General features: G+C 67.1%; 12 protein-coding genes. 9 read left to right on the top strand and 3 right to left on the bottom strand.

The window, feature by feature from the left end; translation table 11 throughout:
- Window positions 1-36 precede the first annotated feature (36 nt).
- The 3 genes from boxB to ASC87_RS18775 form a co-directional block, all read right to left on the bottom strand.
- Entirely contained in the window at window positions 37-1,464 is a 1,428-nt protein-coding gene (gene boxB / locus ASC87_RS18785; protein ID WP_056665547.1) for a benzoyl-CoA 2,3-epoxidase subunit BoxB, read from the bottom strand.
- 39 nt (window positions 1,465-1,503) lie between these two features.
- The gene (gene boxC / locus ASC87_RS18780) at window positions 1,504-3,162 is read right to left on the bottom strand and encodes a 2,3-epoxybenzoyl-CoA dihydrolase (protein WP_056665544.1); all 1,659 of its coding nucleotides are present in this window, start codon (window positions 3,160-3,162) and stop codon (window positions 1,504-1,506) included.
- A 115-nt stretch (window positions 3,163-3,277) separates the two neighbouring features.
- Complete coding sequence (locus ASC87_RS18775; protein ID WP_056665541.1) at window positions 3,278-4,219, bottom strand: helix-turn-helix transcriptional regulator; 942 nt, start codon at window positions 4,217-4,219, stop codon at window positions 3,278-3,280.
- A gap of 85 nt (window positions 4,220-4,304) precedes the next feature.
- On the opposite strand from ASC87_RS18775, the gene ASC87_RS18770 reads away from it, so the two are divergent.
- From ASC87_RS18770 to ASC87_RS18730, 9 genes are read left to right on the top strand one after another with little or no spacing between them, the layout of a single operon-like run.
- Entirely contained in the window at window positions 4,305-4,793 is a 489-nt protein-coding gene (locus ASC87_RS18770) for a DUF4863 family protein (protein WP_056665677.1), read from the top strand.
- Window positions 4,786-6,336 carry a 3,4-dehydroadipyl-CoA semialdehyde dehydrogenase gene (locus tag ASC87_RS18765; protein ID WP_056665538.1) on the top strand — a complete coding sequence of 517 codons (1,551 nt, stop codon included), beginning with the start codon at window positions 4,786-4,788 and terminating at the stop codon, window positions 6,334-6,336. The genes ASC87_RS18770 and ASC87_RS18765 overlap by 8 nt, the downstream gene beginning before the upstream one ends.
- Before the next feature lie 8 nt (window positions 6,337-6,344).
- The gene (locus tag ASC87_RS18760; RefSeq protein ID WP_056665535.1) at window positions 6,345-7,967 is read left to right on the top strand and encodes a benzoate-CoA ligase family protein; all 1,623 of its coding nucleotides are present in this window, start codon (window positions 6,345-6,347) and stop codon (window positions 7,965-7,967) included.
- Window positions 7,964-8,764: an alpha/beta fold hydrolase gene (locus tag ASC87_RS18755; protein ID WP_056665532.1), complete on the top strand. Its 801-nt coding sequence runs from the start codon at window positions 7,964-7,966 to the stop codon at window positions 8,762-8,764. Before ASC87_RS18760 ends, ASC87_RS18755 begins: the two co-directional genes overlap by 4 nt.
- A 7-nt stretch (window positions 8,765-8,771) precedes the next feature.
- On the top strand, window positions 8,772-9,929 hold the full coding sequence (locus ASC87_RS18750; RefSeq protein WP_056665529.1) for an ABC transporter substrate-binding protein: 1,158 nt from the start codon (window positions 8,772-8,774) through the stop codon (window positions 9,927-9,929).
- Window positions 9,930-9,953: 24 nt separating this feature from the next.
- The gene (locus ASC87_RS18745) at window positions 9,954-10,835 is read left to right on the top strand and encodes a branched-chain amino acid ABC transporter permease (RefSeq protein ID WP_056665526.1); all 882 of its coding nucleotides are present in this window, start codon (window positions 9,954-9,956) and stop codon (window positions 10,833-10,835) included.
- A gap of 13 nt (window positions 10,836-10,848) precedes the next feature.
- The gene (locus ASC87_RS18740; protein WP_056665524.1) at window positions 10,849-11,868 is read left to right on the top strand and encodes a branched-chain amino acid ABC transporter permease; all 1,020 of its coding nucleotides are present in this window, start codon (window positions 10,849-10,851) and stop codon (window positions 11,866-11,868) included.
- A complete protein-coding gene (locus tag ASC87_RS18735) occupies window positions 11,855-12,607 on the top strand; it encodes an ABC transporter ATP-binding protein (protein WP_056665520.1) in 753 nt (250 codons plus the stop codon). The genes ASC87_RS18740 and ASC87_RS18735 overlap by 14 nt, the downstream gene beginning before the upstream one ends.
- A gap of 1 nt (window position 12,608) precedes the next feature.
- Entirely contained in the window at window positions 12,609-13,319 is a 711-nt protein-coding gene (locus ASC87_RS18730) for an ABC transporter ATP-binding protein (protein WP_056665517.1), read from the top strand.
- Window positions 13,320-13,516: the final 197 nt, after the last annotated feature.

Here is a 13,516-nt window from a genome sequence, read left to right as displayed (position 1 = left end):
TCTCCTTCACCTCCGTGTGCGCGCGGTCTCGGCCTCTCAGCCGAAACGCACGTACTCGAACTCCACCGGCTGGCGGTTGATGCCCATCACCGGCGGCGCGATCCAGTTGGCGAACTTGCCCGGCTCGATCACACGCCCCATCAGGCTGGCCACGAAGGCGCGGTCCTCGGAGGTGGGCAACCATTCGCCGCGGCGGGCCTCCCATTCGGTCTCGCTGATCACGCGGCCGTCCGGAGACATCTTGACCCCGGCCAGCGCACCGATGTTGCGATGGAACGCCTTGTGCGGCACGGTCAGGCGGAACCCGATGCCGGCCTTCTCGATCACCTTGTTCCAGCGGCCCACGCCGGCCACCGAGTCCCGGATGAAGTCGTCGCGGAGCACCTCGTTCAGCGCGTTGAGCAACGGCACTTCCTTCTCGAGCAGCTGCCCGTTCTGGACTTCCAGCACCTTGTAGGTCTGGCCCTTCAGGATGTGGTCGTCCTCGCGCTTGCCTTCCTCGTAGCGGCCCTTGAGGCCCGAGCTGTAGAAGGTGGCGGCGTTGCTCGACTGGTCGGCACCGAACAGGTCGATCGTCACGCTGTAGTGGAAGTTGAGGTAACGCTGGACGGTGGGCAGGTCGATCACGCCCGCGGCGCGCAGCTTGCCCACGTCGTCGGTCTTCAGCTCGTTCATCACCTGGCAGGTGCGCTGCACGATGCGCGACACGCCGCTCTCGCCCACGAACATGTGGTGCGCCTCTTCCGTCAGCATGAACTTCGTGGTGCGGGCCAGCGGGTCGAACGCGCTTTCGGCCAGCGCCGACAGCTGGAACTTGCCGTCGCGGTCGGTGAAGTACGTGAACATGAAGAACGCCAGCCAGTCCGGCGTCTTCTCGTTGAACGCCTCGAGGATGCGCGGGTTGTTCTCGTCGCCGCTGCGGCGGTCGAGCAGCGCCTCGGCTTCCTCGCGGCCGTCACGCCCGAAGTGGCGGTGCAGCAGGTACACCATGGCCCAAAGGTGCCGGCCTTCTTCCACGTTGATCTGGAACAGGTTGCGCAGGTCGTACATGCTCGGTGCCGTCAGCCCGAGGTGGCGCTGCTGTTCCACCGACGCCGGCTCGGTGTCGCCCTGCGTCACGATGATGCGGCGCAGGTTCGCGCGGTGTTCGCCCGGCACGTCCGCCCACGCCTTCTCGCCCTTGTGGTCGCCGAAGTGGATCTCGCGGTTCGCGTCGCCCGGGTTCAGGAAGATGCCCCAGCGGTAGTCGCGCATCTTCACGTGGCCGAACTGGGCCCAGCCCTGGGGGTCGACGCTGACGGCCGTGCGCAGGTACACGTCATGGTTCGTGGAACCTTCGGGGCCCACGTCGTCCCACCAGTTGATGAAGTTGGGCTGCCATTGTTCGAGTGCGCGCTGCAGCGTGCGGTCCTCGGACAGGTTGACGTTGTTGGGGATCTTGTCGCTGTAGTTGATGGTGCTCACGGAAGGGCTCCTGGAGATGGTGTCAGGGAAGGCGAACGCTCAGACGCGGTTCCAGTCGAAGGCAACCTTGTCTCCCTTGCCGTAGACCTTCAGCGCCCCCTTCTCGCCCACGGCGTTCGGGCGCTGGAAGATCCAGTTCTGCCACGCGGTGAGGCGGCCGAACACGCGGGTGGCCATCGTCTCGACGCCGTTGAAGCGCAGGTTGGCTTCCATGCCCGTCAACGCGTCGGGCGACATCGCCACGCGTTCCTCGATGGCGATGCGCGTTTCGTCGGCCCAGTCGATGTCGTCCGGGTTCGAGGTCACGAGGCCGAGGGCGAAGGCGGCGTCGGCATCCAGCGGCTGCGCCACCTTCGCCTTCACGGCATCCAGCAGCTTCGCGTTGTCGTAGAAGCGGCGGCCGAGCCGGCTCTGCTCCGTGGCCATCGGGTAGGTGCCGAAGTTCAGCTCGCCCACGTGGATCTTCGGCGCCGCGGCCTCGTCGTCCGGCAGTGCCAGGTGGTAGATGCGGTCGCAGGCGAGCGCGAGTTCGAGCAGCGAGCCGGCGAAGCACGAGCCCTCTTCCACCAGTGCGAACAGGCTGCGCGACGACACGTCGAGGCGGCTGAACGTGCGGCGCAGCAGGCCCACGGTCTCGCGCACGAACCAGTTCGAGGCATTGGCCTGCAGCGTGGCGTCCATCGCCAGGACAGCCGCTGCATCCCCTTCGGTCTTGATCAGCCAGGTGCCGATCTCCGGTTCGCTCGTGCGCATCTCGAGGATGGCGTCCTCGAGTTCGCGGGCCATCTGCAGCGGGTACCAGCTGGCGCCCGCTGCCTCGATGGCGGCCGCGCCGGCCGGCTGCGTGCCCTTGGGCGCGCGCACGGTGAACGTGGCCACGCGACGGGCACGGTCGATCTCGACCGTCACATGTGGATAGCGAAGCGCATCCGCCTCGATCGTGCGTTCGAGGCGTGGCAGGGCAACGCCCTTGGCGTTCGCCGGCCGGTCGCTCTGGGCGGCCAGTTGTTGCGCGCGCTCCTGCACCTTGCTCGCGAATTCGGTCGGCTTGACGACCGCGTCGACCAGGCCCCACTCCCTGGCCTTCTGGCCGCGCACGCCTTCGTTGGTGGTGCAGAAGATGTCGGCGAGGTCGTGGCGCACGTGGCGCTTGTCGGTGACACGGGTGAGGCCACCGGTGCCGGGCAGCACGCCGAGCAGCGGCACTTCCGGCAGGCTCACGGCGCTCGAACGGTCGTCGACCAGGATGATCTCGTCACAGGCCAGTGCCAGCTCGTAGCCGCCGCCTGCGCAGGCGCCATTCACGGCCGCCAGGAACTTCAGGCCGCTGTGCTTCGACGAGTCCTCGAGCCCGTTGCGGGTCTCGTTCGTGAACTTGCAGAAGTTCACCTTCCAGCCATGCGTGCTGACGCCCAGCATGAAGATGTTCGCGCCGGAGCAGAACACCTTCTCCTTCGCGCTCGTGAGCACCACGGTGCGCACTTCCGGGTGCTCGAAACGGATGCGGTTGATCGCATCGTTCAGCTCGATGTCGACCCCGAGGTCATAGCTGTTCAGCTTGAGCTTGTAGCCCGGCCGCAGGCCGCCGTTCTCATCGAAGTCCGCCGCGAGCGTCGCGACGGAACCTTCGAACTTCAGCTTCCAGTGGCGGTACTGGGCGGGGGACGTCTGGTAGTCGACGCGTGCGGGTTGGGTCACGGTGAGGCTCCTCCAAAGAGCAGGCAATAAATTGCACGCCTGCAGCTGCGATAGGAGCATCATAGTGCATGATATTTCTAGCCGTCAACCTCTGATGCATTAAAAAGCATTGGCGTCATGCAGCCACCTGCAGCGATGAGCGAACCACTTGCCGCAGCGCATGGAACGTGGCGGCCAGATCGCCGGCGCTCGTGTCCAGCTGATGCTGGGCCTTTGAATAAAAGGCAGCCCGGCCAGCCAGGATGCCTTTCAGGTCGCCCATGGCCTCCTTGCTGTCGGCCATGGGGCGCATGTCGCCCTGGGCCACCACGCGCTTCATGTGGTCCTCGGGATCGGCCTTCAACCACACCGTGGTGCAGTGAGACAGCAGCAGGTTGAACGTTGCCGCATCCGACACCAGGCCACCCGGCGTGGCGATCACCGCCTCCGGGTAGATCTGGATCGCCTCCTCGAGCGCCCGGCGCTCATAGCGCCGGTAGGCGTTCTGCCCGTAGAGCCCCTGGATCTCGGAGATGCTGCACCCGGCGAATTTCTCGATCTCCCGGCTCAATTCCACGAATGGGAATCCCAGGTCTTCAGCCAGCATGCGGCCCAGCGTGGACTTGCCCGCGCCACGCAACCCGATGAGCGCGATGCGCGGGTTGAACCGCGCCGAGCTTCCGCCCGTTCCGAGCAGCTCACCGATGGACTCGCGCACGCGGCGAAGCGTGTCGTCGTCCCGGCCATGCAGGAGCTCGCGAATCAACAGCCACTCGGGCGACGTCGTCGTCACGTCGCCGATCAGTTCGGCCAGCGTGCACTGGAGCGCCTGCGCCACCTGCAACAGGACCAGGATGGACGCATTCCCCACGCCGTATTCGAGGTTGGCGAGGTGCCGCTCGGACACATCAGCGGCGGTGGCAAGCAGCTTGCGCGTCATGCCGCGACGCGCGCGGAGTGTCCTCACGCGCTCGCCGAGCGTGACGAGGAACGGGTTCTTTTCGCCTTCCTCCACGACACCTGCCGGTGCGGATTCCGTAGGTGCTAACCCGGGAGTAGGCATTATATTGCTTGACATGTAGTGACCCGACCCATAGAGTGCATTGGCACAATACTGCATCTTTTGGGTGCAGGCAAGGCTGATGAATCTCAAGGAGCCGGCATTGTCCCCTGAAGAATTTCGCACTCACCTGGCAGGGCTGACCGCCGAGTTGGCAGGGCGCCCACTCGACGCCACCCTCGATGCCTGGTTGAACCAGGCCCATGGCGCAGGCAGCGACACCTACGAACGCCTGGCGGACGGTTGCAAGCACGGTGTCGCCGCCGGCTGGCTGTGCGACCGCGAAGGCGGCGGCATCCGTTACGGGCGCATCTTCAAGCCGGCGGACGACCTGCACGGCTTCTCGGTCGACGTCGTGGACATGGCGGACATCGCCGGCCCGCACCACGTGCACCCCAACGGCGAGATCGACCTCGTGGTGCCGCTCACGCCGGATGCCCGCTTCGACGGCCGTCCCGCCGGGTGGCTCGTGTGCCCACCCGGCAGCGCCCACCGGCCCACCGTGTCACACGGCAGGGCCCTGGTGCTCTATCTGCTGCCCCAGGGCCGCATCGAATTTTCTCCGCAAGCTCGAGGTCCTGTTCATGAGTGAGTTGCTCGCCAATCACATTGCCGGCCGCTGGCAGACCGGTTCGGGGTCAGGAACAGCGTTGTTCGACCCGGTGCTCGGCACCGAGCTGGTCCGGGTCGACGCCGGTGGCATCGACCTGCCGGCTGCGTTCCAACGCATCCGCAGCGAAGGCGGTGCAGCGTTGCGCGCCCTGACGTATGCACAGCGTGCAGCCATGCTCGCCGCCGCGGTCAAGGTGCTCCAGGCCCACCGCGACACGTACTACGAGATCGCCACCGCCAACAGCGGCACCGTGAAGAACGACTCGGCCATCGACATCGACGGCGGCATCTACACCTTGTCGACCTACGCCAAGCTCGGTGAAGGCCTGGGTGCACAGCGCGCGCTGCTGGACGGTGAACCCTCGCGCCTGGGCAAGGACCCGTTGTTCCAGTCGCAGCATGTGCGGGTGCCCCGCCGCGGCCTGGCCCTCTTCATCAACGCGTTCAATTTTCCGGGCTGGGGCTTGTGGGAGAAGGCCGCACCGGCACTGCTGTCCGGGGTGCCCGTGATCGTGAAGCCCGGCACGCCCACCGCGTGGCTCACGCAGCGCATGGTGAAGGACATCATCGATGCCGGTGTGCTGCCCGCCTGCGCGCTCTCGGTGATCTGCGGCAGCTCCGCCGGCCTCCTCGACGCGCTCGAGCCCTTCGACGTGCTCTCGTTCACCGGCTCTGCCGACACCGCTGCCGTGATCCGGACGCACGCCGCCGTGGCGAAGCGCTCGGTGCGCGCGAACATCGAAGCCGACAGCCTGAACTCGGCCATCCTGCTGCCGGGTGAAGGCCCAGGGTCCGAGGCCTTCGACCTCTTCGTGAAGGAGGTGGCCCGCGAGATGACGCAGAAGTCCGGCCAGAAGTGCACGGCGGTGCGCCGCGTGCTGATCCCGGAGAACCAGTACGACGCGGTGGCCGAAGCACTGCGCGCCCGGCTCTCGAAGGTCACAGTCGGGAACCCGCGCAACGAATCCGTGCGCATGGGTTCGCTCGTGAGCCGTGCCCAGTTCGATTCGGTGCGCAGCGGATTGCAGGCCTTGGCCAGCCAGACGGAAACCCTTCACGACGGTGCCGCGCAGGCACTCGTCGACGCCGATCCGCAAGTGGCGTGCTGCATCGGCCCCACGCTGCTGGGCACCCGCCGTGCCGACGAAGCCCACCTGGTCCATGACACCGAGGTGTTCGGCCCGGTGGCCACGCTGGTGCCATACCGCAACAGTGCACACGCCATCGAACTGGCCCGACGCGGCCTGGGTTCGCTGGTGACGTCGATCTACGGCAGCGATCCTGCAGCGCTCGGCGCGGCCGCGCTGGAACTGGCGGACAGCCACGGCAGGGTGCACGTGGTGTCTCCGGACGTGGGTGCCAGCCACTCCGGCCACGGCAACGTGATGCCGCAGTCGGTGCACGGAGGCCCTGGGCGGGCCGGCGGCGGCGAGGAGTTGGGCGGCCTGCGGGCCCTGGACTTCTATCACCAGCGCACGGCCATCCAGGCCAGCACGTCCGTCCTGTCATCGTTCACTCTCTAGGAGCCGCCATGGACGTCACCACTGCCCCGGCCTCCCAGGCAACCGAGTCCTCTTCCGCGTTCCCCCCTGTCCGCGCGCCTGGCGAGGTCTTCAACTTCGCGCAGCACCTGCTGGCGGCGAACGAGGCACGCCCCGACAAGGCCGTCTTCGTCGATGACCACGGCGCGCTGACCTACGGCGCGTTCGCCGAACGTGTCCGCCGCGTGGCCGCTGCCCTGGTCGCCATGGACGTCAAGCGCGAGGAGCGCGTGCTGCTGCTGATGCAGGACACCTCGGACTGGCCCGCCTGTTTCCTGGGCGCGATGTACGCCGGCATCGTTCCCGTGCCGGTGAACACGCTGCTGACGGCCGACGACTACGCCTACATGCTGGCGCACTCCCGCGCGCAGGCCGTGTTCGTGTCCGGCGCCCTGCTGCCCACGCTGACCGCAGCGCTGTCGCAGTCGGGCGAGGACGTGCGCCGCGTCGTCGTGTCCCATCCGACCGGGCCACTGCACCCCGCCGAGATCGACCTCGCGGACCTGCTCCAGGCGCACAGCCCCCTGGCACGACCCGCCGCCACCGGCCCGGACGATCCGGGCTTCTGGCTCTACTCGTCGGGGTCGACCGGCCGGCCGAAGGGCACGGTCCACTCCCATGCCAATCCGTACTGGACGTCCGAGCTCTATGGCAAGCGGCTCCTGGAACTCCAGGAAGACGACGTCTGCTTCTCCGCCGCGAAGCTGTTCTTCGCCTACGGGCTGGGCAATGCCCTCACCTTTCCATTGAGCGTGGGCGCCACGGTCATCCTGATGGCGGACCGCCCGACGCCCGACGCCACCTTCAAGCGATTGCGCGGGGAGGCAGGCCATGTGCGTCCCACGGTGTTCTTCGGGGCGCCCACGGGGTTTGCCGGCATGCTCGCGTCGCCCAACCTCCCTGCCCGCGAAGACGTGGCCATCCGCCTCGTTTCCTCGGCTGGCGAGGCGCTGCCCGCGGAGATCGGTGAACGGTTCCACGCGCACTTCGGCGTCCACATCGTGGACGGCATCGGCTCCACCGAGATGCTGCACATCTACCTGTCGAACCGGCCCGGTGAGGTCCGCTATGGCACCACGGGATGGCCCGTCCCGGGCTACAGCGTCCAACTGCGCGGCGACGACGGCGGCCCCGTGCCGGACGGCCAACCGGGCGACCTCTACATCCAGGGGCCGTCGGCCGCGATGATGTACTGGGCCAACCGCGAGAAGACCCGCGACACGTTCCAGGGCGGATGGACCAAGAGCGGCGACAAGTACATCCGCAACGCCGACGGCACGTACACCTACGGTGGCCGCGGGGACGACATGCTGAAGGTGAGTGGCATCTACGTCTCCCCGTTCGAGATCGAGTCCACCCTCATCCAGCACCCTGCCGTCCTGGAGGCCGCCGTGATCGGCAAGCAGGACGCGGAAGGACTGACCAAGACCAAGGCGTTCATCGTGTTGAAGAAGGGCGCGACGCTGACGGAAGCCGAGATCAAGGCCTTCGTGAAGGACCGCCTGGCCGCCTACAAGTACCCGCGCTTCATCGAGTTCATCGAGGAGCTGCCGAAGACGGCCACTGGCAAGATCCAGCGCTTCCGCCTGCGCGAACGCGAGGCCGGCCAATGAAGCCGTCGTTCGTCACGGTCGACTGGGAGGGCCAGCCCGTGTCGATCGAGTACGCGTGGATCTCGCACCACCGCGAGCGCACGCCCCTGCTCGTGTTCCTGCACGAGGGCCTGGGTTCGCGCGCCATGTGGAAGGACTTCCCGCAGCAGCTGTGCGACGCAGCCGGCTGCCGCGGTCTCGTCTACTCCCGGCCGGGTTACGGCAAGTCCACCCCGCGTGCACCCGGTGACGCGTGGGGCCTCGACTTCATGCACCGCCAGGCGGAGGAGGTGCTGCCCGCCCTGCTCCGTGCGCTGGATGTCGACACGCAGGGCCGCCCTCCGTGGCTGTTCGGACACAGCGACGGTGCGTCCATCGCCTTGCTGCACGCAGTGAAGTTCCCGAACAACGTGGGCGGCGTGGTGGTGCTCGCACCGCACCTTTTCGTGGAGGACCTGACGGTCGAGAACATCGAGAAGGCCCGCACCGCCTACCAGACCACGGACCTGCGCCAGCGGCTCGCCAAGTACCACGACGACCCCGACTCGGCGTTCTGGGGCTGGAACGACATCTGGCTGCACCCGCCCTTCAAGGCGTGGTCCATCGAACACGAGATCGCCGCCATCCGCTGCCCCGTGCTCGCCGTCCAGGGCCTGGACGACGAGTACGGCACACTGGCCCAGATCCACCACATCGCCCGCGAGCTGCCCCGGACACAGCTGCTCGAACTCCCCCACTGCGGCCACTCGCCGCACCGGGATCAACCGAAGGCGTTGATCGACGCCACCGTGTCCTTTCTCCACCTCCACACGAACTGACGACAGCATGAACACCATCCGCACCCTCGCCCTGGCCAGCGCCGCGCTGTTCGCCACCTCCCTCGTCCACGCCCAGAACAAGTTGAAGGTCGGGCTGATGCTGCCGGCCACGGGCACGTTCGCGTCCCTCGGCACGGCCATCGAGAACGGTTTTCGCCTCTACGTCACCGAACAGGGTGGCAAGCTCAGCGGCCGAGAGATCGAATTCGTGAAGGTCGATGATGAAAGCGACCCCGCGAAGGCGACCGACAACGTCAACAAGCTGATCAAGCGCGACAACGTGGACGTGCTGGTGGGCACCGTGCACAGCGGCGTGGCCATGGCCATGGCCAAGGTGGCCAAGGAGACCGGCACGCCGTTCATCGTGGCGAATGCCGGGGCCGGCGCCATCACCGGGCCCATGTGCGCCCAGAACATCTTCCGCAGCAGCTTCAGCAACTGGCAGCCCGGGTACGCGATGGGCGACGTGGTCGCGAAGAAGGGCCACAAGAAGGTGGTCACCATCACGTGGAAGTACGCCGCCGGAGACGAGTCGGTGGCCGGGTTCAAGGAGTCCTTCGAGAAGGCCGGTGGGCAGGTCGTCAAGGAACTCAACGTGCCCTTCCCGAACGTCGAGTTCCAGGCCCTGTTGACCGAGATCGCCGCCACCAAGCCCGACGCCGTCTACACGTTCTTCGCCGGCGGGGGCGCCGTCAAGTTCGTCAAGGACTATGCCGCCGCGGGCCTGCGCAAGTCCATCCCGCTGTACGGCGCGGGCTTCCTGACCGACGGCACGCTCGAGGCCCAGGGTGCCGACGCCGACGGGATCCTCACCACCCTGCACTACAGCGACCAGCTCAACACGCCGCGCGACAGCGCCTTCCGGCTGGCGTACGCGAAGCAGTTCAAGCTGCAGCCTGACGTCTACGCGGTGCAGGGGTATGACGCGGCCCAGATGCTGGCCGCGGGCCTGTCCGCGGTGAAGGGCGATCTCTCCAGGAAGGCCGAGTTCGCCGCGGGCATCGAGAAGGCCCGGATCGACAGCCCCCGTGGTCCGTTCACGGTCTCCAGGTCGCACAACCCGGTGCAGGACATCTACCTGCGCCAGGTGACGGGCAAGGAGAACAAGCTCGTCGGCATTGCGAGCAAGTCGCTCGCCGATCCCGGCCGCGGATGCCGCCTGTAAAGCGGGCTGACAGGAGATCCGGCCATGGACCTCGCGACGTTTCTCATCCAGTGCCTGAACTCCTTGCAGTACGGCCTTCTCTTGTTCCTCGTGGCGTCCGGCCTCACGCTGATCTTCGGGATCATGGGCGTGATCAACCTGGCCCACGGGAGCTTCTACATGATCGGTGCGTACATGGCGTTCGCGCTCGCGCCCATCGTGTCCGCCACGTTCGGCGGCGGCTTCTTCTCGACGCTGTTCGTGGGCGTCGTGGTGGCCGTCGTGCTCGGCTACGTGCTGGAGTGGGTGTTCTTCAGCTTCCTCTACGAACGCGACCACCTGCAGCAGGTGCTCATGACCTACGGCCTGATCCTGGTCTTCGAGGAGGGCCGCAGCCTGCTGGTGGGTGACGACGTGCACGGCGTCGCCGTGCCCGAGCTGCTGGCCGGCAGCCTGCCCCTCGGCGACCTGATGACCTATCCCGTCTACCGCCTGTTCGTGAGCGCCGTGTGCCTGGCCCTCGCGCTCGGGATGTACCTCGTGTTCACCCGCACACGCCTAGGCATGATGATCCGCGCGGGCAGCACCAACCGCGAAATGATCCAGAGCCTCGGCATCGACATCAAGTTCCTCTACCGCATCGTGTTCGCCGCCGGCGTGGCCATCGCGGTGCTGGCCGGCATGGTGGCCGCGCCGGTGTCGTCGGTCTACCCGGGCATGGGCAACTCCGTGCTCATCGTGTGTTTCGTCGTCGTCGTGATCGGCGGCATCGGGTCGATCAAGGGTGCCATGGTGGCGGCCTTGATCATCGGTGTCGTCGACACGTTCGGGAAGGTGCTGCTGCCCCAGGCGGCAGGCGTGCTCGTGTACGTGCTGATGGCCATCATCCTGCTCTGGAAACCCGACGGCCTGTTCAAGACCGCCTGACCGCTGTACCGCCATGCACATCTCCAAGCACGTCTTCGTGGCCGGCGCCTTCGCGGCGCTGGCCGCATGGCCGGCCTTTGCCGGCGCCTACGGCGTCGACCTGGTCAACAAGATCATGGTCTACGCCATCCTCGCCCTGAGCCTCGAACTGCTCGTCGGCACCACCGGGCTCGTCTGCTTCGGGCAGGCCGCCTTCTTCGGGATTGGTGCCTATGCCGCCGTCCTGCTGTCGCCGGAGTCCGCACCGGCCTCGATCGCCTGGCTGTTGCCCGCCGCCATGCTCGCCGCCGGCGCGTTCGCGCTGGTCGTCGGCGCGCTCTCGCTGCGCACCAAGGGGGTCTACTTCATCATGGTCACCTTGGCCTTCGCCCAGATGGCGTACTACGTCGTGCACGACACGCCGCTCGGCGGCGGGTCCGACGGCATCTACCTCTACATCAAGCCGACCCTCGGCACAGCGATCGACCTCGACTCGCCGCTACAGCTCTATGCCTTCACGTGGTTTTGCCTCGCGGCGGTGTTCGCCTTGCTGGCGTTGACCCTTCGTTCGCCATTCGGCCGGGCCCTGGCGGGCATCAGGGTGAATGAGCAGCGCATGCGCGCCACCGGCTTCTCGACCTATCCGTACAAGCTCGCGGCCTTCACGCTGTCCGGGGTGATCGCCGGCCTCGCGGGCTTCCTCTTCGCGGTCAAGGACGGGTACGTCAACCCGGAGATGCTGAGCTGGCACCTGAGCGGCGCTGTCCTCATCATGATCATCTTCGGCGGGCTGGGTCACCTTCGCGGTGCGTTGATCGGGGCGTTCGCGTTCGCCCTCGTCCAGGAACTCTTCAAGTCCGAAGCGGTGTTCGGTGCGTTCGCCAAGCACTGGCACCTGGGCCTCGGGTTCACCATCATCCTCAGTGCGGCGCTGCTGCCCCGGGGCCTGGTGCACGTCCCCGCGCAGATTCGAGAGCGCCTCATCGGCCGCCGCGCGGTGTCGCGCGATCCGGTGGCCACCATTCGCAAGGGGGCCCGCCATGGCATCGTCTGAGGTTCTTCTCCGCGGCCATGAGATCACCCGCCGTTGGGGTGGGCTGCTGGCACTCGACAAGGTGTCGCTCGAGGTCGAACGCGGGTCGGTCCATGCGGTGATCGGCACGAACGGCGCGGGCAAGTCGACGCTGATCAACATCCTGTCCGGCGAGATCCCGCCCTCCAGCGGATCGGTGGAGATGCTCGGGAGCGACATCACCCACTGGCCCCAACCACGTCGCGCACGGGCCGGCCTCGGACGCAGCTACCAGCGCAACACGATCTATCCGACCTTCACGGTGCTGGAGAACTGCCGGCTCTCCGCGCAGGCCCGCCGGCCGGAACCGTTCGCCTGGTGGCGCAACGCCCAGAAACGCGGCCCCACGATGGACGCAGCGCTCGACGCGGCGAAACGTGCCGGGCTGGCATCGATGCTGGATCGCGACGCCGGCTCCCTGAGCCACGGCCAGAAGCGGCAACTGGAAGTGGCCATGTGCCTCGCAACCAGTCCGCAGGTTCTGCTGCTGGACGAACCCCTGGCCGGCATGGGTGCCGAGGAAACCGACCGCATGCTCCAGCTCCTCCAGGAACTCAAGCAGGGGCACGGCATGCTGCTGGTCGAACACGACATGGACGCCGTCTTCCGCATCGCCGACTGCATCACGGTGATGGTGAACGGCGCGGTGATCGCCACCGGCACGCCAGGCGCCATCCGAAACAATGAACAGGTCCGCACGGCCTACCTGGGAGAGCACTGACATGGCGGACATCCTCCTCCAGGCCGAGGGCGTGAACGCCTGGTACGGCAGCAGCCACGTGCTCCACGGCGTCGACATCACGATCCAGCGCGGCCAGACTTTCGGGCTGCTGGGACGCAACGGGATGGGCAAGAGCACGCTGATCCGGACGCTGCTCGGCCACGTCCCGCAGCGGGAGGGCCGCATCACCTTGCACGGCCGGGATGTCAGCCGGGCCAGGCCGCACGACATGTCGCGGGCCGGGGTGGCCTATGTGCCCGAGGGGCGCGGGGTGTTCACCAACCTCAGCGTGCGCGAGAACCTGGTCATGGCCGCGCGCAAGGGGCGGGACGGCCGCGCCGACTGGACGTTGGACCGGGTGCTTGCCACCTTCCCGCGGCTGCAGGAGCGGATGACCAACCTCGGCGGCCAACTGTCGGGCGGCGAGCAGCAGATGCTCTCCATCGGGCGGGCCCTGATGACCCACCCGGACCTGATCATTCTCGACGAGGCCACCGAGGGGTTGGCACCGTTGGTCGTGGCGGACATCTGGCGCGTGATCGACGAGATCCGAACCAGCGGCATCACCACGCTCATCGTCGACCGGGACTATCGGAAGGTCCTCTCCCGCAGCGACCGCGCCATCGTGCTGCAGAAGGGCCTCGCCGTACTCGAAGGCCCCGCGCCCGAAGTCGCCGCGTCGCCCCAGCTTTCGAACCTGCTGGGCGTCTGATCGGCTGGCTCCGGGGACCCACACTGCCGTCCCGCTATCGCCCTGGCGCAGGCCCACTGGGTACAGCCGATTCACCGATGGGTCGACTCCATCGCAGCGTTGTCATCCCGGCGAAAGCCCACTACTGTCCGGAATAATTTCCCCCTCAGTTGAACAGGGGCGGTTGGGCGGCGGCGAAGGCTTGCGCGGCTTGCCTT

Origin of the sequence: Rhizobacter sp. Root1221, assembly GCF_001425785.1 — a bacterium.
Taxonomy (GTDB): domain Bacteria; phylum Pseudomonadota; class Gammaproteobacteria; order Burkholderiales; family Burkholderiaceae_C; genus Rhizobacter.
The sequence above is the reverse complement of the archived record's forward strand: the minus strand, read 5'-3'. Positions and strand labels throughout refer to the sequence as shown.